The sequence below is a fragment of the Chthonomonas sp. genome, assembly GCF_035294505.1.
GTDB lineage: Bacteria > Armatimonadota > Chthonomonadetes > Chthonomonadales > Chthonomonadaceae > Chthonomonas.
On record NZ_DATGKU010000074.1, the window covers coordinates 1 to 18,574 of the forward strand.

Genomic DNA, 18,574 nt, shown 5'->3' on the forward strand with positions numbered 1-18,574 from the left:
ACGAGCGCAACGGAACCCGACTGCACCAGGCGACCTACCAGCCCCTTCGGAAAGCGCACCCTGACCTGCCTGCCCAGTTGGTCGTAGCGGCGAGAAGGAAGGCGGGGGAGGCCCTCAAGTCGGTACAGGAGCGCAAGAAGCCGGGACGCTCCGTTTCCGGCCCTCAGTCTGCCCTTTGCCCCGTCCGCTATGATGCGCGTTTGTATTGGGTGCGCCTTCAAGACGGCTGTGCCTCTCTGACTACCACACAAGGGCGTGTTTGTGTTACCTTCCGCCTGTGCAACTACTATACCCGTAGTGCAATCGCGAAAGGCACTCGCTCTGGAAGACCTCCGTACCCTTCGGGACAGAGCAGAAACGGTTTCTCGCGAAATGCGATGGCTACTCGGTAACTGGGCGTTCCGGCAACTGCGTCAATTCATCGCCTATAAAGCCGAGGCGGCAGGAGTGCCCGTTGTGTTGGTTGACCCGCGCCACTCGTCTCGCACCTGTTGTGTGTGCGGATACTGCGCCAAAGCCAATCGCAAGAGCCAGAGCAGCTTTCGATGTCAGCAGTGTGGCTTTGAGGCGAATGCCGACTTCAATGCGGCGAGAAACCTTAAAGCACGGGGCGAAAGTTCAGACGCCCTATTGTGTCGGTTGGAGGGTCACGCTTTCAACCAGGCGCAAGCCCCTATGCTTTAGCCAGGGGTATCTGACTCTACCTAGCTGGGGGCTGAAAACGCAAACCTTTGCACCTGACTTTGAAACCGCTCTAGCGATCGGGGGGTGTCTCTGTGCCACCGTGATGAGCGGAACAAAGGAAGAGGTTAATCCCCTTTTGCGTGATGAGCGATCCGGAGAAGGCCATAATCATAAGCAGAACCACACGGAACAGCAACCATCCGAAACGCGCTGCGATGAGAGCCAGAGTAGGATCGGTTTTGGGGTTGCCGGTGAAGCGTAGGTCAAGCGCTGCCGAAGCCGGTGCCGTGAAAAGCCCGTAAGCAATATAAAAGACCCAACCGAGCAACCCAACGCCACCCAGAAACACAAGCACTCCTAAAACGCGCCCCACAAGGCTACCGCGCGTCTGCAACTTCACGGCTCGTTCTCCTGTATGAAGTGTGGCAGCCATGTCTCCATCCCATACTTGCACAGACGTTTATCCCTCCAAATAGGTTCTCCGTTAGCCGGTTCTATTGCCCGCTTAATTCGACTGCGAAACCTTGTATTCCTTCTTAGTACGTACTTTTACGACACTCTGTGACGCCGAAGCGGTTCCACACGAGGCAACCTCAGGGCCGAAATAGGGATCGCCCTGTTGTCGCAGAAACTGAACTGCCGCCAGGCGCGGCTTAAGCGGCAGGTGTGCGATCATCTCCGAAATGGTAACGACACGATAGCCTCTTTGGGCCAGGCCCTTCAGAATGGCAGGAAGGGCGCGTGCCGTATCTGGATAGTCGTGTAACAAGAGAATGCTGCCGTTCTCTAGGCGGTCAAGCGTTCGATGCACGATAAAAGATACGGACTCATCGGTGACGAAGTCTTTGGCGCCGACGGTGTAGCCCACCACGATATAGCCCAGCCGTTTTGCCTCTGCAAGCACCCGATCGTTGTAGTCCATCCCCGGTGGGCGCAACAGATAGAGATGTTGACCGGTGATACGATAGAAGGTAATGTCGGCATCGTTGATCTCGTGATGCCGTTCGAGGGGGGAAAGGTGTGGGAGACGTAGATGGGTGCTCGTGTGGTTGCCGATCTCGTTGCCCTCCGCAAGCGTCTCGCGCACTAGGTTTGGGTAGGCCGCCATATTCTCCCCTACGTCGAAGAAGGTGGCGTGTACATGGAAACGTTGGAGAGTAGCTAAAATGGAGGGCAGGCTTTGGGGATGGGGGCCGTCGTCAAAGGTGAGGGCCACCTCCGGCAATTGGTGGTTTCCGTGAAGCAGCAGGTCTTGCTGAGGTAGGTAGAGGTCTTCGTTATGCCACCGCCGCCACCAGTAGAACGGGTCAAGCGTATCTTTCCAGCTTATTGCGCGATGTTCGTTATACCATAAGGCGCCCATGGCGCCTGCGATGAGTAAAACGCCCACGAGGAGCCAGCGCAGAAACGGTCGGTTCACATATCGGTTCGGTACGTTGGAAGGCATGGTTTCATTATATCTTGAAGGGGCTGCAGGATGCGATGCCTCCAGCGTCGAATCTGTGCAAGAATCATAAGGTAAGGATAGATGGGTCAAGTTTTGGAGAGGATTAAAGCAAGCTAGCATGGGAATTCAAACTGAATTGGAAGCCTTGTATCGCCTACAGGAGATTGACAACGCGATTGCCGACCTGCGTAGAGAGTATGCTCGGTTAGACCGTGGGGAGGCCGAACGCAAAGCGTATGAGGAGGCGAAGGCGGCATTTTCTACACTTCAGGAGACCGTCAAGAAGTTGGAGACCGAACTGCGCGACGCCGAGCTAGAGTTAAAGGGGGTCGAGAGCAAGCGGGCGCGTGAGGAGGCGCGACTGAAGAGCGGTGCCGTGCGTTCTCCTCGTGAACTGCAAGCTTTGGAGGCCGAGGTGGAGGCTTTGGGCCGGCAGAGATCGCGCCTCGACGAGAAAGTTCTGATGCTAATGGAGGCTTTGGAGCAGCGACGAACCGAAGAAAAACAGGCCCGACAGTCGCTGTCTATTGCAGCTAAACAACTGCAATCTAAAATAGATGCTTTCAACACGGCGGCCACTCGAATGAAGTCCGAGTCGCAAGAGCTTGCGGAGGCGCGTAAGGAGGCGCTGGCGAAGGTGCCATCCAACCTTTTACGCACCTACGAGCGTCTGAGGGAGACGAAAGAGGGCGTGGCGGTGGCTGCCGTTATCCACGGTATCTGCACAGCCTGCCACCTCACGCTGCCGACCAACACGGTAGACCGAGCGCGGCGCTATGAGACCTTTGTCTATTGCGACAACTGCGGGCGCATTCTCTATGTGCCCGAGGATTAAGGAGAGATCGGTGGTTCATAAAGTATGTACGGCATATGTAGATGGGGCGGCGAAGGGCAACCCCGGCCCGGCGGGTTTAGGGGTGGTGCTGTTAGATGGCGATGGCAACACACTGCGCGAAATAGCCGAGCCTCTTGGATGTACGACGAACAATGTGGCCGAATACCACGCGCTTATTCGGGCGCTTGAGGAGGCGCGGGCGCTGGGTTGCGAGCGCATCCGCATCTTTACCGATAGCGAGCTGATGGCGCGGCAGATCGAGGGCACCTATCGGGTAAAAACCGCCCATCTTTGGCCGCTCTACCAGCAGGCGCGATTGCTCATGGGGCAGTTTAAGGAGGCCATGCTCACATCGGTGCCACGTGAGCAGAACAAACGGGCCGACATGCTCTCTAAAATCGGGGTTAGCCAAGCGGCAACGCAGTCTTCTTGCAACGAGCAGGCGGTTTAGGGGCGCGGGCGGGGGCCGGGGCTTACGCCCTCAAGATGTGGCGGCCTTGGCGGAATACGCACGGTGAGGTCGCTCTCTACCCTAATCTGACACGAAAGCCGATAGCGTTCGATGAGACCAGGCTCTTTCATAAGCGCTGCCCGCTCCTTCTCCCCCATCGGGGGCGGCGTGCCCTCCACAATCTCCACACGGCAGGTGGTGCAGCGTGCCTGTCCGCCGCAACGGTGCAGCATGGGCACGCCGTTATCTTCTAAGGCCAAAACCAACTTTGTGCCGTTGGGAACCTCGAAACTTTTTTCATTGTCTCCGATAACGGTAATACGGGGCATTCCCTTCTCTTCCCTTGTAGAAAATGATGCAGTCGTAGGATACCTGAATTTGAGTGCGAGTGCTGAAACGAAGCGGAGGGCTTAGAGGCGATGCCGATGGATGTGGGATATTTCCACGCGGAGGCTCATGAGGTGAAAAACACGAGAAAGGGGCCGACCAGAATCGAACTGGTGAATCGCGGTTTTGCAGACCGCTCCCTTAGCCACTTGGGTACGGCCCCTCGTATGTGGACGCCGGACTACCGACGCCATAGAGCGGGAGACGAGACTCGAACTCGCGACATTCAGCTTGGGAAGCTGACGTTCTACCACTGAACTACTCCCGCACAGCCATGTTCATTTTACGCCGAATCGAGGCCGTCTGTCAAGTTGCTTAGGGCATGCACGCCAAAGAACAGACGCCGAATCTGGTTTTTCCACATAGTGAAGTCTCCTCACCCCCAAGGGGTGGGAGTTCCAAGTTCAGCGGGAACTGCTGACTTTCGCCAGCCTCACGTTCCCTCCCTTGGCGTTTAGACTCTCCGCACTTCCTGCGGCGAGTATCCTCAGCCCTTCAACCAGCAGATTGATGGCGGCATTGGGGTCTCGGTCATGTTCCTTACCACACCCTGCACACCTCCACCGTCTGTCCGAAAGGTCAAGAGGCTGACGGTGACCACACCGGTGACACGTCTTAGAGGAAGGAAAGAACCTGTCTACCTTAACGAGGCGACGGTGGTTCCAAGCCGCTTTGTAGGCCAGCATCCGAACAAATGCACCCACAGACGCATCGGGGAAACTCTTGGCCAGTTTGGTTCTCACTAAGCCTTGGAGATTAGCGTTTCTGCTTCAAGGTTGGGAAGGTCTTGAAGACCGGACGGCCAGGAGGCTTTTCAGCGTCTTGGCGATAGGAACAGGAGCTGTACGAACCCTCACAGGTTGAGCCTTAGTTGCGGGAGGCACTGGAGGCATCTTGATCGTCGAGTAGGTGACTGCATTATCCTGCACGGAAGCGGAACCCACCTGCGGACTTTGTGGGTTTTTGCGGAAGTTTTTTCCGACAGGAAGGGGAAGGCGGCTCTCCTCACTGCCCATGAGGGGCAGGGTTGCCCCGCTGCAACTTATAAATACTGTTCTTAAACCTCACAAATTCCGACGCCGGTGGTCGCTAGAGTGCATGGTCTGGGCCATCCACATCTATGTGGGCGAAACAGCGGTCTCCCTTTAAAAACTCGATGCGCCCTTTGAGGTACCTCAGTCGAATCGTGCCTGTATCCTCCAGCTCAATACAGGTGCCCTCGCTTAGACGAATGGGGTTTTGGTGGGCGTGCAAACCCACATCGAATTTGCCTCCGAGGTCTAAACCGATGGCTCCAGAGCCATTTAGCCCAATGCCTCGCTCAAAACCCCCACCTCCATCGTGAATCTGAATGCCATATTGGGCTTTTTGGGGGCCTTTGGCCTGAATATTCAGCCCGATCGCTAAGGTGGCATCCGGCCCTTGATAGTCGTTGCTCACTTCGATGTTGCATCCTATGACCACAGCACGAGAGTGGGTGAACACTTCGGAGTGCAGCCCCGTAGACCATCCCGGCCCGTATTTGTGCAAGCGTGAGCAGACCACGCAGGCATCCCCTTCCGTGTGGTGTGTCTCCAAACTGGCGTAAAGCGTCCAAGGGTAGGAGCGTGCTCCTTTTTCCTGGTGGATTAGCGAGAGCACTTCGTGGGTCTCGGCGCGGCCGTTGTTGTTGTCGCCACGTTCAAAAAGGATCATGGTATCGAGCGGCTGTATGGGCGGGTTGCCGAGCTGCATGTGCGCATGAAGCGGGGGGCCTGACGCACTCAGGGGAGGGGGTGATGGCGGGTTGTTCTCTTTTTGCCGAAAACGCAAAAGGGAGGCCAGAAAACCCCCTCCCAAAAAGCGTCGTCGTGCCACCGACGTAGAAAAGAAAGGCCAAAGCATGGGTTTGCTCCTTAGAGGAAGTTAAAAGTCGCTCCCACCGAAGTCCGAGCCACCGCTATCTCCTCCGAAATCGGCGCCGCCGGTATCGCTGCCGAAATCCACACCGCCCGTATCGTTGTCGAAGTCCACACCGCCGGTGTCGGAGCCAACATCGGGGCTGGCTCCGAAATCTACACTGCCTGTGTCTATACTGCCCATATCCGTGCCGTCGTTGCCGCTGAAATCCACGCCACCGGTATCCAGCGTTCCCGAATCCGTAAAGGGCGTATCGGGAAAGATCGGCTCGAACATCTGCGCCGGTGGAGCGACCTCTATGGGGTCTACAAATACCGGATAGGGAATAGGGTTGGGTGGAGAGAGCAGCGAACCCAGAAGGAAGCCCTCGAAGAACCCATTGTCTGAGGCGTAGACGGGAGCGTAGGAGACGGTGGGGGCGTAGTAGTCGCGATAGGGGTCGTAATGCGGCGCGGTGTACCAAGGCATGGCTTTTCCCCCTACCGATACCGTCCGAATTTGGGGAATGGCGCCCTGTTGAACGATGCGCACATCCTCGGCGCAGGCAAGTACCTTACGCCGCTTGCCCTCTATGGCGATGGTAATGGGCGTCAACTCCGAGAGGCGAGCCGGTCGTGAGCAGAAGAAACAGACGGCTCTCTCGTCGGGTGGAATCTCATCGGGAGGCGTTGGGGGCGCTAGGGGAGCGGCTTTGGAGGGGGCGTTGGCCGGCGTAACCCGATAGTCCGTGCCCTCTACGGCCATGGCCACGCCCGTGCCTCCCGTTGCCGCGTCAATCTGTTGTCTGCAGAGCTGAACCTGTTGCAGCGCCTCTTGTAAAAGCGCTTCGGCGCGCCCCCAATCTTGCGGGTTTGGCGAGGTGCGTAGAAGCTGTACCGCCTGCGCATCTAGCTCGGCGGCACGCTGGCGCGCCTCTTTGGCGGCTTGAGCCGCAGAAGAGGCCGGGAGAAGGTCGAGATAGTTATCGGCATAGGAGATATTCTCGACGATTTGGCGATGCAGCCGTTCTAGGCGCTGTTTGATGGCGCTCTTCATGCGATTTCGATTTGTAGCCGAGGCGATCAGGGCTGCAATCACCATGAAGATCACCAGCAAGGCAAAAATGCCAAAAACATCTAGCGGAAAGCCGAGAGATGGCGGTTGTGGCGTAGGCATGGCGGTTCCTCCAAATATCGGTGCAGGCGAGGCTTCTGTCGGTTGCGACGAGGCGGTCGAGGTCGGCTCCGCGGTTTGGATGAGGGCTTCGACCGCATCCTTCAGACCTTGGGTGGGGTTGGTTTGAAGCTCAGAGAGGTACTGCCGGAGCACATTTTGTATCTGTGTCCCTGAAAGAGCCGATGAGCTGGCGGAGATACCTTGTTTGGTTTCGATAACAAGCAGCCCGCGACCTAGCTTCAACCAAGCGTGAAGCGCATGGGTATAGGCATCCCGTGTGCCAAACGCTCGGGCCTGATTGGGCAAGCGGGAGAGCACGGCGATCTTAACCGGCATATCGGGAGGGGCACTACGCACGACCTCCTCAAGCGTTTGGGCATCTACATCGGCGCGGCGGGTACGGCCTACAAATACATCTTGGCGTTGAAGCGCGCGGGCGAGGGGGTCTTGTAAGAAGTTGGTGGGCTGAGAAACGGCGTTGATGGTGGAAAGTAAGCCAATCAACAGTAGCCCAAAAGCAAGCGCCCTCTGTTTTTGTTGCGGCACCATGGCCTGCTCCTTTCAAAACACCACTGCTTTGTATGAGAATACGGAACGGGTAAGCCTGTGGTGTCATCGCCCCTCACCCGCGATTGCTTAGATCACTTCGAGACCATCTCGGTCGGGTAGGGGTGGGAAGGGGGCGTGAGGTTCTCGTTGATACCACCACACGGTGGAGGAGATATCGTCTTGTAGAGGGAGATAGCGGCCTCCACTGCGCCACCCAAGCGCTTGAATGGTGACACGGATGTCGTTTTCAAAGCGAATAGGGTCTGGAATATGCCATCGGTACATGCCGTGACGCTGCTGCGACTGGTACATACCCCCTTCTCCGGCCATGATCACCTGGGGCATTCCGAGGAAGGGGGTGGAGTAGACCCCGTACTGCCCAGGGGGATGTTCGAAATTCCAAGCGCCGCCGAAATAGTCCTCTGTGCCCGTTCCGACAATGGTAGCAAAGTCGCCGTCACCGTCGAGGTAGAACTTCATTTCGCCTTCACCCCACCAGCCGTTGTTGTTGACCTGCCAGGCCAGGTAGGTGCCCACATAGTGCCCTTGTCCCTGAACGCCGTCGAGCAGGGTATGAACCTGCTTGTAGGGAAGGGGGTTTGATCGGCGAAACTGGGCATGAAGGTAACCCGCGTCTTCCGGAACCTCTGTGAGGGCGTAAGTAATCTGGTAGTAGTAGCCATGGCAGTCTTCATCCCATAGGTTTTCGATGGTGATTCGGGCCGATTGGCGAAACGGCATCGGCCAATAGGAGTTGAAGCCTCCGGCGGGGTTAACGGCGATAGGAAGCGAGTTCACATTGCAGCGTCGGCACCAGCCGTTGCAAAAGAAGTCGCCAAGTGGTGTTTCGATGGAGGGGGTTGGTTCGTCATCCCAGTAGGCGCGAAAAACGAGGCGACGCCACCAGTCCGGGTGCACCGTGTTCCAAATATGTTGGATGGTACCGGGTCCTTGAATTTCGGCAAGGGTTACGGTTGTCCGCGCCGGAAGGGTGATGCAGGGTGAGACTTTCCAGCCTTGCCCCAAGTCCCGTGCGGCGCGTGCGCCGGCTCCTTCTGTGGCCATGCCACCCTTGCCTTTTTCTCCGGTGGGGTTTTCCGCGCTTATCGAGCGCGTTTTGGCGTGAGACAGCAGAAAGATGTTATGGAGCGCAGGTCCCCAAAAAGGTTCCATAGTTACCTCTCATTTTGGGAAAATTTCAACTTCTATTTCGTTGAAAGGCATCTCATTTCCTGCAGAGGCTTGGAGAGGTATCTTTCTCCTGATAGGTGACCATAAACTTACCCATTGACAGGGAGGATGCTTTCGTGCCACAATGCCCCTGAAAACGTGAGTTCCTTCGCTTGCCGCAGACAGCAGGTGTTCCTTATGGAACCTAAGTCTCTTTACGAGAGCCTGCCGAGGAGAAGCCAGGAGTGAATTTAGGAACGCTTCCGCGAGTTTCTCGCGTTAAGGCGCCCGGCACTTCTCTTGCGTGTGCAAGTGGAAGGCCGGGCTTTTTGCGTCTGGCCAGCTCTTTTGCAGCAGGCGGGAACAACGCAGCCCATAGAAAGGTTGCAGAGGAAACGTTATGCCGAATCCAGAGAAAGTACAAAAGGTAGAGGAGTTGCGGGCGCTTATCGAGCGAAGCACCGGCGCGATCCTCACGGAGTATCGGGGGCTGACGGTCGCCGAGATCACCAGTTTGCGCAAAAAACTGCGCGATTCGGGCGGCGAATACCATGTGGTGAAGAACACCCTCTTCAAAATAGCGTTGGGCCCAGAGCAGAGCCAGAAGCTCGAGCAGCTGCTGCAAGGGCCAACGGCCGTCGTCTTTGCCACAAAGGATTTGGTGGCCACCACAAAGGCGGCCTCCGACTTCTTTCGTGAACTCCGCCGCCCCGGAGTGCAAATTAAAGCCGGTTGGATAGACGGCAAGGTCTATTCTGCCGATCAGGTGGCCGAGATCGCGAAGCTACCGCCCAAAGAGCAGATCGTGGCACAGCTCATCGGCTCGTTGAACGCGCCTGTGTCGAACTTTGTGGGCACGCTCAACAACATCATCGGTGAGTTTGTGCGAACCGTTCAGGCCATAGCCGACAAGAAGGCGGCGGCCTAAGAAAACCAGCAGAGGAACTGCCTAAGAGAGGAGAAAAGAGAGATGGCTGTTACCAAAGAGGAGATTATCGAAGCGATTAAGAACATGTCGGTTTTGGAGTTGTCGGAGCTTTCCAAAGAGCTACAGGAGATTTTCGGGGTCTCCGCGGCCGCTCCGGTGATGGGGGTCGCTGTAGCTCCAGCGGCCGCTGCGGCCGATGGAGGGGCTGCCGCTGCCGAAGAGGCTCCTACCAGCTTCGACGTGATTCTCGCCTCCTACCCGGCCGATAAAAAGATCGCGGTTATCAAGGTAGTACGCGAAGTTACCAGCCTTGGGTTGAAAGAGGCCAAGGACCTCGTGGAGTCGGCCCCGGCCAAGATCAAAGAGGGCGTGAATCAGGACGAGGCGAAGGCGTTGCAGGCCAAGTTCGAGGCCGAAGGCGCCAAGATCGAGATCAAGCCGGCCGCCTAGGCGGGCTATTGCAAAGGAACTTCCACCCTTCTTGGCGGAGGGTGGAAGTTTTTTCTTGCCATACCATCGGTTTACCTTCAGGAATAAAGTATGCCGGCAAGGCTTTATTATTCTTCGTTATCGCCCGACCAAATTGAGGACAAGCGACTTGATAATCGCCCATTTTTAGGTAGAAAAAGAACACAAAAAACCTACAGTTTATAGAGCAAGGGCTACGTCTTCGCAAATTATATTCTCGACTTGACATACCAAAGGTTTGGTGTTATAATATGTGTAGGTAGGAAGGAATAGAGCAAGCCGGTGCCGCAATCTCCTTCCAAACCTTATCTAAGGAGGCTGTTCCCAATGAACCGATCGATCAGCACGCCGGTGGCTATCGTCTGTATCCTTGTTCTGCTCGCCATCGTGGTTGGGCTGGGATACTACTGGATGAATCGACCTCAGCCGGTTAAAGGCGCCGCAGCCAAGCTGATGGAGGCCTATCGGCAAGGGCATAACCCGCGCGCTATGGGGCCGGGAGGACAACCCCCTCCGGGTGTGCCCATCCAAACCGCTCCCGCACCTGCCAGCAGCAGTGCTGCCGAGCGTATGATGAACATGTACCGAGCCATGCACGCCGGTTCCCCCGGTAGCCCCCCATCAACGGGTGGGGCCCCACCAACTGGCTCTAATCCCTAAAATCTACACTAAGACCGAAGGAGACTGCTTATGAAAAAAACAGGTTTTACCCTCATTGAGCTGCTTGTGGTGATAGCCATTATCGCGATATTGGCAGCGATCCTCTTTCCCGTGTTCGCTAAGGCGCGACTCATGGCGCGTCGCACCGCCTGCCTTAGCAACTTAAAACAGCTCGGTTTGGCCGCCCTGATGTATGTGCAAGACTGGGACGAGGAGTTCCCAGATGGCGACAACTGGCACGCCCCAGATACCACCACCGACCCCAATGCGGCCTGCGGAAACGCCATGCAGATCTACCCCTACATCAAGAATAAGCAGATGTACATCTGCCCGAATGATGCCTCTTGGGCGACCAACGGAACCAAGTCCTGGCCCTACACCAGCTACGGCACCATGTTCGATTCGTGGTACGACAATTACTACTGGGACCTCCGGACGCTGCTAGATCAGACTTCGAATACCGGCCAAAACGCTTCTTTGGGCATCACCATCGCACAGTGGAACGGTTGTGGTGCTTCCGTGCGCCGTGGTGTTTCGATGGCCGCCATCCAGGAACCGACCTCGAAGGCCATGATGTTTGATGAACTGGGCTACGATAGCCAGGTCTTCGACATCGCCGTGCCGCCGGGTGGGCAGCGTAACCTGGTGTTTGTGGACGGCCATGCGAAGTTCGCCCCGATGAAGGATTGGGCGCCATCGCAGTTCGCCGGCACGAATGCACCAACGCACTGATCCTAGCAGGAGGCTCGCGGCTGTTGGCAGCTTAGGAGGGAAGGGAATGCCCTTCTCTCCTAGCTGTCTTTTGTGGCATGGAATGAACGGTTGGCTTGCTTGAGACCATGAAACAGACGATGCACCGCCCCCATCGGCAAATGCCACTTTTGCACGCCCTAAAAACAAGACGCTTGAAAAGCCTGCTCTTCTCCCTGTGCCTTGTTGGAGGCGCTTTGGCCTTAGGCTATCTTGTATGGTTCTGGGTGCAATGGCACCGTCCGGGAATGCGCTACTATGTGGCCGGTATGAAAGCGATGGCCTCTAATAAGCCCTTTGTGGCGGAACGGCTCTGGCTGCAAGGGGTGAAGCGTGACCCCCGCTTTTACGGATGCTATGAACAGTTAGGACTGCTGTATGGCGAGATTTTTCGCTACCCTCAAGCGACCTACTATCTTAAGAAGGCTGCCGATCTAAACCCCAATGATGGCGAATTGCAGCTGGAACTCGCCCGAGCAGCCCACCAAGAGGGCCGTATGGACATCGCCGAGGCCGCTGCCAAAAGGGCGATGGAACTGCTGCCCAACAACCCGGAGGCGGTGGGAGGCTATGGCATGATCGAGGCCGAACTGCATAATCGAGAAAAGGCTATTTGGGCGCTCAGACAGGCCTACCATCTGAAAAAAGACCCACGGTTCCTTATTGCGATGGTGGCAAACGAAATGGACGACCTCCAGCTCGATCAGGCCGAAAAAGACCTCATCCCCTACCTTAAACAGCACCCAAACGACCCGAATGCCTGCTATCTAATGGGCGTACTTTATGAACATAAGCCGCATACACCCTTTAATTTAAGAAAAGCCATGGCCTACGCGATCTTGGCGGGTAAAGGCATGCCCAACGATGTGCGTCCTTATACCCTTCTCGGACGTCTGCTTACGGAGGCCGGGTTTCCGAAAAAAGCCCTCAAATTCTATCTGGCCGGCAGCTCTATTGCTCCCAACGATAACGGCATCCTGAACGGTCTGTTGGAATGCTATCGCCTGCTGGGAGACCGCCAACACGAGCGCGCTGTAGCTCAGCAATACCAAAAAGTGCTGCAATGGCGGAACGATGTGGATCAGTTGATCCATCAGATGCAGTTCAACCCGCACGATGTGGACTCTGGCTTGCGCCTTGCCCATACGGAGGAACTGCTCGGAGATTATGCCAAGGCGCTGGAATATTATGAGCTAATGGTGGAACAAGACCCCACCAACAAGCGCACCCGCGCAGCACTGGTAGATTACTGTAAGCGTCATCATTTGACGAAACTGGCGAAAAGGTTGGCCGATCCAAACTATGTTCCTTTGGTAAACCCTGCAGAGCTATGATAACCCGTCGAGAACTTCTATTGATGCTGCTAGGTGGCGGCTTAGCCGCTTCGGGGTGTCGTCGTCACGACCCCGCAATTCCCGTTTTTCCTATCTCAACCATATATAAACCGCAGCAGATCGAAAATGCCCCCATGCTTACCGCTCATCCCCTGCGTTTTACCGATGTGACTGCGGCTGCCGGCCTGCACTGGTATTTCAGCAATGGAGCCACAGGGCACCATTACTTCATCGAGTCGACAGGCGGCGGCGTGGCCTTTCTCGACTACAATAACGACGGCCTGCTCGATATTTTCGCCGTACAAGGAGGGCCTGTGCCGGGGGCTCCAGCTTCCAAAGTGGCCTTTCCTACGCGCAACGCGCTCTACCGAAACAATGGAGACGGCACCTTCAGCGATGTAACTGCCGGTTCGGGCCTCGACGCCTATACAGGCTATGGACAGGGGGTTTCGGTGGCCGATTACGATAACGACGGTTGGCCCGACATCTACATCACGGCATACGGTGGCAATCGCCTATTTCACAACAACGGTAACGGCACCTTTACCGACGTCACCGCACGCGCCGGTTTGGCCGATACCGCCGGGCCGGAGCTGCCTTGGCCGCTATCGAGCGCTTGGGGTGATTACGATAACGACGGCTACCTCGATCTCTTTGTGTGTCACTACGCCCATTGGTCTCTGGCGCTTGATCGCCCCTGCCCCTTGCGTGGCGAACCCTCGTATTGTCGGCCACAAGTCTATAGCCCCAACTTCTGCCGGCTTTTTCACAATAACGGCGACGGCACCTTTACCGACGTCACCTCGAAGTCGGGCATTCAAAAAGCGTTAGGGAAGGCGATGGGTGCCCTTTGGTTTGACTATGACGAAGACGGCTGGCTCGATCTGTTTGTAACCAACGATACCATGCCTAACTTTTTGTTCCATAACAATCGCAACGGCACCTTCAGCAATAAAGCGCTGCAGGCGGGCGTTGCCGTGGGGCCGGATGGACAGGCGCTTTCGGGCATGGGCATCGCCGCCGGCGACTTCTTCGACGATGGCCACGATAGCCTCATCGTGGTCAACTTTTCGGGCGAGCCAAAATCGGTCTATCACAACATGGGTGATGGGCTGTTTGAGGACAGCACCTATCGCTCGGGCATGATGGGCACCAACCTACAATTTCTTGGGTTCGGCCTAGAGAGCTTAGACTACGATCTGGACGGCCATCTCGATATCGTCGTGGGTAACGGCCATGTGCTCGACCATATTGAGATTTTAGGGGCTGGCGCGAGCTACGCGCAGAGCCAGCAGCTTTTTCATAATGGAGGAGGGGGGCAGTTTTCAGAAGACCTTCGCTCGTTGGGCGATCTTGCCAAACCAAGGGTCACTCGAGGCCTTGCCGTGGGAGATTACGACAACGATGGCGACCCCGATGTGGTGATGGTGGCTCAGAACGGCCCTCTGCAACTCTTTCGCAACGATGGAGGCAACCAGAACAACTGGATCACTTTTCGCTTAGAGGGGGTGCACTGCAACCGGGACGCCGTTGGCGCAAAGCTGGTTGTACACACGCGCTACGGCGCCCAAACCCGCTGGGTGCACGGAGGCGGGAGCTACGTATCGCACAGCGACACGCGCCTCAACTTTGGGCTGGCCGATGCGGTGGAGGTGGAGGGAGTGGAGGTTCACTGGCCACGAGGAGGGCGTCAAACTTTTGGGCCTCTGAAGGCCAACGCCTTCTATTGGATTAGAGAGGGAGAGAGGCCGCGTTTAGACCCGCGAGTTTATCGGCGATAGCGGAAGAGCAGGGTTTCGAGATGCAAAAGGGGCGGCGATACCGCCGCCCCTGGCCGTTTGAGGCCGTGTGGCTAGACGCGACGCCCACACCAAAGCACCGCATTATAGATGATCCGGCGCACGATGGGATGGAAATAGGTGGGGAAGGTTTCGTGGCCAGGTCGGAAATAGAACACGCGGCCGGCCCCTTCGCCCTCGTTCTCCCCACCGCCGCGACCGGAGGTGAAGCCTTCCTTTTTGCCAACCCCAACCGTCCAACAGAGGCCGGAGGGAAAGTACTCGCCCCCAAGAGGAAAGTAGGATTGGAAGACCACGCAAAGTGGGGGCGGCACGTCGAAGGGAGCGCCGTACATCTCTTCCTGGGGCAACACAAAATCGTCTACTCCTTGAGCGATGGGGTGTTTGGGGGCGCAGACCCGAATCTCTTCGGTATCAGGTGGGTCGGCCTCGCGCCAGCCGCCTTTTAGGTGGCCGGGGCAGGCGAGAACGGCTTGGAAGGGCTTCGAGTAGTGAGCCGAATGCAAGGCAATGAAGCCCATTCCCCGTTGGTGCACGTGGTCGTAGATGCGCATCATGGTGTCGTCGGTAACCTCGCGATGACGGGCGTGGCCCCACCATATCAGCACGTCGGTCTCCTGAAGGGCCTGTTCGCTACAGCCCTGCTCTGGACCGTCGAGGTTGGATGGAAACGCGAGGATGCTTCCTTCCCCAAGTTCATTGAGCGCCTCCACAATGGCTCCATTAATGCTGTTGGGGTACACCTTTTTAGGGGCATGAGGGGGATTTTCGTCCCAAACCATTACACGCAGTGGTGTTGAACTATTCATCTATCCATACTCCTCCAAGGGCGCCGCTCTCCTTTGGCGCTTTTCACAAATAAGAAGTATACACGAATCTTGACCGGCTTTTGACAGTTTCCGCGAAAAACACAACTCGGGCGCAACGCCCATTTGCAAGAATTGGAGTCTAAATAGGGAATAGAGGCGAGAGAAAAGCCTGTTGAGGCATCAAGGAGCTACTCGATATGTCCTTAAGAAAAGAGATTATGTCGAAAACACTTGATTTTTCGTCACTTTCATGTTATAATATGTCTAAATATCCCCACGAAGGGAGCTTCAAAGGAGAGAACCATCATGGCCGAAAACGCGGATGCGCGAAGAATGCGCCTACTAAAGGTTTTAGAGGAGAGTGACGAACACCTCCACCTTGAAGACCTGGCAGCGCTTATGCGTTGCGACTCGCGCACGATTCGCAGAGATTTGGACTATCTACAGCAGCTGTTGAGTCGAGTTCGAGGGTTAGAGGTGCGCCGCGGGCGCGTCATGGTAGCGCGCTCCCCCTACAGCCCCGGCTACTTTACCGATCAACTCGATCGCAACCTCGAGGCAAAACAGGCCATCGCGCGTGCCATTGTTCGTTCCCTGCCCGACGAGATGGCCATTGCGCTCACCGCCGGCAGCACCACCTATGCCGTGGCCTGCGAAATTCGACGCGCTGTGGTGGAGGGACGGCCACCGCATAATCTCATCGTTTTCACCAACAGCGTGCCCTCGTTGCTGGAACTGGTGGCGGCGGGCGTGGCCACTGGGGTGCTTGGCGAGATTTACGATCCGGACGACTGCGCTTTTCATGCCCCAGAGTTTCGTAGCACCTTCCAGCCCGGCATCGCCATCGTGGGCGCAAGCGGCGTGCTTTTCGGGCCGGCGGCGCCGTTGGGCGGGCTTGATCTCTTCTCGCATCGCGCCGAGGAGGCCGCATTTCTTAAACAGTTGCTGCAAGGCGTGCCCGAGATTCTGATCGCCGCCGACAGCCATAAGCTGGGACGCCGACATCCTTGGAGCTTTGGAGGAACCGTGCTGCACGGCAAGGTTGTGCGCCTCTTCACCGATGCCGTAACGCCGGAGCAAGCCGAAGAGCTAAAGAAGCTGGCCGAACGCCTCGCAGAATGCGGTACCCAATTCCAGTATATCGTGGCGCCGCCTGTGGAAGCGGAGCCTACAGAAACTCCGTTGGAAGTGGAATATAGTGCTCAGGAGCGTAGGGGCCGTCGCAACGGCTCAAGGCGCAAAACGTTAGAAAAATTGAAAGGTAAGGAGTAGAAAATTCCATGTGTGGAATCACCGGTTATATCGGCGCCCGAGAGGCTGTTTCCACGGCGCTAAGCAATCTGAAACGTCTGGAATATCGCGGCTACGACTCGGCAGGCATCGCCTATCTCTCCTCCCAGGGGCTTGAGGTGGTGAGGGCAGAGGGGCGCATTGTGAACCTCGAAAAGCTGTTGTCTCAGGTGCCAGCACAGGCATCGGCGGCCATCGCGCATACGCGTTGGGCCACTCATGGGAGACCCTGCGAGACCAATGCCCACCCCCATACCGATTGCAAAAGGCGACTTGCCGTGGTACATAACGGGATTATCGAAAACTATGTGGAGCTGCGGCAGCAGCTGCTTGCACAAGGTCATACGTTCACATCGGAGACCGATACCGAAACGCTTGCCCACCTTATCGAGGCCAACTTGCCCTCCACCACAGCCTCTCAAAAAGAGATAGCACGCGCCATCCGAACCGCGCTGAGCCGCGTCAGAGGCTCCTACGCTGTTGCGGTGATCTGCACCGACACACCCCAAGCGCTCTATGTAGCCCGGCAAGATTCACCGCTCGTCATCGGCTTAGGTCACGAGGAGAAGCTCATCGCCTCCGATATGACGGCGCTGCTGCGCCATACCCGCCATATGGTGCCGTTGGAAGACGGCGATTTTGCCGTGGTTACCCCCCAAGAGGTGATCATCACCGATAGGCACGGCGTCGTGCAAGAGCGTGCCGTTCTTCATGTGGATTGGGACGACCAGGCGGCGGAAAAGGGCGGCTATGCCCATTTCATGTTGAAGGAGATTCATGAAGGCCCTCGCACGGTGCAAGACACTTTAAGAGGACGACTCGCTAAAGAGGCACGGATCGCCTTTCCGGGGCTTGCGCTTGCGCCTCAAGACCTGCAGCGGTTTGAACGAATCGCGATTGTGGGGTGCGGCACGGCTTACCATGCCGGTGCGGTGGGGAAACGGTGGCTGGAGCAGTGGCTGCGTCGCCCCGTCGAGGTTTCGGTGGCTAGTGAGTTTCGCTATTCCGACCCCATCGTTAGCCCCGACACGCTGGTGATTCTGATCTCGCAGTCGGGCGAGACCGCCGATACGCTGGCCGCGATGCGCGAGGCGAAGGCGCGCGGGGCCACCACGTTGGCCATCGTGAACGTTATTGGCAGCACCTTGGCACGTGAGGCGGACGCGGTGATCCTCACCCAAGCAGGCCCGGAGATCGGCGTGGCCTCCACCAAAGCTTACCTCGCGCAACTGGTGGTGTTGGCGCTGCTGGGGCTGTTTTTGGCTCAGCTTGAGGCTCCGAATGGTCTACCACCCCATCTGCAAGCGCTCGTGGGCGCCTTGCCGGAGATGCCGCATCTGCTGGAGCGCTGCTTGCAACAGGAGGAGGCCATCAAGGCGTTGGCCCGTAAGCTTGTTGGCAGCAAATCTTTCTTCTATCTGGGGCGTGGGTTAGACTATGCCACGGCGCTGGAGGCGGCGCTGAAGCTGAAGGAGATATCCTATCTTCATGCCGAGGCCTATCCGGCCGGTGAGATGAAGCACGGGCCTTTAGCGCTGATCGAGCCGGGAGTTGCCGTCATCGGCATCTCGACTCAGAGCCTTACCCGTGAAAAGATGGAGAGCAACTTGAAGGAGGTGAAGGCACGGCAGGGCACCGTGGTGGTTGTCGAGCCGGAGGGCGCCGTTTCCGATGGGGCTGACGAGCGCATCGTTCTGCCTTCGGCACCGGACTGCCTGATGCCGATTCTTGCCATCGCCCCGTTGCAACTGTTGGCCTATTACATCGCACGCGAGCGCGGCTGTGATATAGACCAGCCCCGTAACCTGGCCAAGAGCGTTACCGTTGAATAAAGGGGGTAGGCTCGATGTGGAGGCGAGGGGTGCCTGCCCCCTCGCCTTTTGAACGTTAAGGCCTCTCTATTGTTCTATCGGCAGCAGGCTTGACCTCGCCGATATCCCGTTGTACTGACACCGAAGC

19 protein-coding genes, 2 tRNA genes and 1 pseudogene are annotated in these 18,574 nt (G+C 57.0%); 12 read left to right on the forward strand and 10 right to left on the reverse strand.

Going from position 1 to position 18,574, the window contains the following annotated elements; all coding sequences use genetic code 11:
• A pseudogene (locus tag VKV18_RS03575) lies at positions 1–392 on the forward strand (hypothetical protein); the annotation flags it as partial.
• On the forward strand, positions 298–684 hold the full coding sequence (locus VKV18_RS03580) for a transposase (RefSeq protein ID WP_324202857.1): 387 nt from the start codon (positions 298–300) through the stop codon (positions 682–684). The pseudogene VKV18_RS03575 and the gene VKV18_RS03580, both read left to right, overlap by 95 nt.
• 70 nt (positions 685–754) lie before the next feature.
• Here the strand turns inward: VKV18_RS03580 and VKV18_RS03585 are convergent, their stop codons facing one another.
• Both VKV18_RS03585 and VKV18_RS03590 read right to left on the reverse strand, forming a co-directional pair.
• Positions 755–1,117: a hypothetical protein gene (locus tag VKV18_RS03585; RefSeq protein WP_324202858.1), complete on the reverse strand. Its 363-nt coding sequence runs from the start codon at positions 1,115–1,117 to the stop codon at positions 755–757.
• A 72-nt stretch (positions 1,118–1,189) separates the two neighbouring features.
• A complete protein-coding gene (locus VKV18_RS03590) occupies positions 1,190–2,131 on the reverse strand; it encodes a polysaccharide deacetylase family protein (protein WP_324202859.1) in 942 nt (313 codons plus the stop codon).
• Positions 2,132–2,249: 118 nt separating this feature from the next.
• Between VKV18_RS03590 and VKV18_RS03595 the strand changes: the two genes are divergently transcribed.
• Together VKV18_RS03595 and VKV18_RS03600 are read left to right on the forward strand one after the other, a co-directional pair.
• Positions 2,250–2,966 (forward strand): zinc ribbon domain-containing protein, encoded by a 717-nt coding sequence (locus VKV18_RS03595; protein ID WP_324202860.1) that lies wholly within the window; start codon positions 2,250–2,252, stop codon positions 2,964–2,966.
• A gap of 10 nt (positions 2,967–2,976) precedes the next feature.
• Positions 2,977–3,417: a ribonuclease HI family protein gene (locus VKV18_RS03600; RefSeq protein WP_324202861.1), complete on the forward strand. Its 441-nt coding sequence runs from the start codon at positions 2,977–2,979 to the stop codon at positions 3,415–3,417.
• On the opposite strand, the gene VKV18_RS03605 is transcribed toward VKV18_RS03600, so the two are convergent.
• The 7 genes from VKV18_RS03605 to VKV18_RS03635 all read right to left on the reverse strand — a co-directional run bounded on the left by VKV18_RS03605 (position 3,414) and on the right by VKV18_RS03635 (position 8,580).
• The gene (locus VKV18_RS03605; protein ID WP_324202862.1) at positions 3,414–3,746 is read right to left on the reverse strand and encodes a 2Fe-2S iron-sulfur cluster-binding protein; all 333 of its coding nucleotides are present in this window, start codon (positions 3,744–3,746) and stop codon (positions 3,414–3,416) included. The genes VKV18_RS03600 and VKV18_RS03605 overlap by 4 nt on opposite strands.
• 148 nt (positions 3,747–3,894) lie before the next feature.
• Positions 3,895–3,967: transfer RNA gene (locus tag VKV18_RS03610), tRNA-Cys, on the reverse strand.
• A gap of 33 nt (positions 3,968–4,000) precedes the next feature.
• Positions 4,001–4,072, reverse strand: a tRNA-Gly gene (locus VKV18_RS03615).
• Between the two features lie 136 nt (positions 4,073–4,208).
• On the reverse strand, positions 4,209–4,490 hold the full coding sequence (locus tag VKV18_RS03620) for a zinc ribbon domain-containing protein (protein ID WP_324202888.1): 282 nt from the start codon (positions 4,488–4,490) through the stop codon (positions 4,209–4,211).
• Positions 4,491–4,893: 403 nt separating this feature from the next.
• The gene (locus VKV18_RS03625) at positions 4,894–5,688 is read right to left on the reverse strand and encodes a hypothetical protein (protein ID WP_324202863.1); all 795 of its coding nucleotides are present in this window, start codon (positions 5,686–5,688) and stop codon (positions 4,894–4,896) included.
• Between the two features lie 21 nt (positions 5,689–5,709).
• Positions 5,710–7,407 carry a hypothetical protein gene (locus VKV18_RS03630; RefSeq protein WP_324202864.1) on the reverse strand — a complete coding sequence of 566 codons (1,698 nt, stop codon included), beginning with the start codon at positions 7,405–7,407 and terminating at the stop codon, positions 5,710–5,712.
• An 87-nt stretch (positions 7,408–7,494) separates the two neighbouring features.
• Entirely contained in the window at positions 7,495–8,580 is a 1,086-nt protein-coding gene (locus VKV18_RS03635; protein WP_324202865.1) for a glycoside hydrolase family 172 protein, read from the reverse strand.
• 397 nt (positions 8,581–8,977) lie between these two features.
• On the opposite strand from VKV18_RS03635, the gene rplJ reads away from it, so the two are divergent.
• The 6 genes from rplJ (at position 8,978) to VKV18_RS03665 (ending at position 14,498) form a co-directional block, all read left to right on the forward strand.
• The gene (gene rplJ / locus VKV18_RS03640; RefSeq protein WP_324202866.1) at positions 8,978–9,505 is read left to right on the forward strand and encodes a 50S ribosomal protein L10; all 528 of its coding nucleotides are present in this window, start codon (positions 8,978–8,980) and stop codon (positions 9,503–9,505) included.
• Positions 9,506–9,547: 42 nt separating this feature from the next.
• Positions 9,548–9,955: a 50S ribosomal protein L7/L12 gene (gene rplL, locus VKV18_RS03645; RefSeq protein ID WP_324202867.1), complete on the forward strand. Its 408-nt coding sequence runs from the start codon at positions 9,548–9,550 to the stop codon at positions 9,953–9,955.
• 345 nt (positions 9,956–10,300) lie between these two features.
• Complete coding sequence (locus VKV18_RS03650) at positions 10,301–10,633, forward strand: hypothetical protein (protein WP_324202868.1); 333 nt, start codon at positions 10,301–10,303, stop codon at positions 10,631–10,633.
• A 30-nt stretch (positions 10,634–10,663) separates the two neighbouring features.
• Complete coding sequence (locus VKV18_RS03655) at positions 10,664–11,365, forward strand: DUF1559 domain-containing protein (RefSeq protein WP_324202869.1); 702 nt, start codon at positions 10,664–10,666, stop codon at positions 11,363–11,365.
• A 95-nt stretch (positions 11,366–11,460) separates the two neighbouring features.
• Entirely contained in the window at positions 11,461–12,717 is a 1,257-nt protein-coding gene (locus VKV18_RS03660) for a tetratricopeptide repeat protein (RefSeq protein ID WP_324202870.1), read from the forward strand.
• Positions 12,714–14,498, forward strand: a complete 1,785-nt coding sequence (locus VKV18_RS03665) for a CRTAC1 family protein (RefSeq protein WP_324202871.1) — start codon at positions 12,714–12,716, stop codon at positions 14,496–14,498. The genes VKV18_RS03660 and VKV18_RS03665 overlap by 4 nt, the downstream gene beginning before the upstream one ends.
• Positions 14,499–14,569: 71 nt before the next feature.
• On the opposite strand, the gene VKV18_RS03670 is transcribed toward VKV18_RS03665, so the two are convergent.
• Complete coding sequence (locus VKV18_RS03670) at positions 14,570–15,325, reverse strand: ThuA domain-containing protein (RefSeq protein WP_324202872.1); 756 nt, start codon at positions 15,323–15,325, stop codon at positions 14,570–14,572.
• Between the two features lie 306 nt (positions 15,326–15,631).
• Here VKV18_RS03670 and VKV18_RS03675 point away from each other — a divergent pair, with 306 nt between their 5' ends.
• Together VKV18_RS03675 and glmS are read left to right on the forward strand one after the other, a co-directional pair.
• On the forward strand, positions 15,632–16,597 hold the full coding sequence (locus VKV18_RS03675; protein ID WP_324202873.1) for a DeoR/GlpR family DNA-binding transcription regulator: 966 nt from the start codon (positions 15,632–15,634) through the stop codon (positions 16,595–16,597).
• 8 nt (positions 16,598–16,605) lie between these two features.
• Positions 16,606–18,447 carry a glutamine--fructose-6-phosphate transaminase (isomerizing) gene (gene glmS, locus VKV18_RS03680; protein WP_324202874.1) on the forward strand — a complete coding sequence of 614 codons (1,842 nt, stop codon included), beginning with the start codon at positions 16,606–16,608 and terminating at the stop codon, positions 18,445–18,447.
• Positions 18,448–18,574 lie beyond the last annotated feature (127 nt).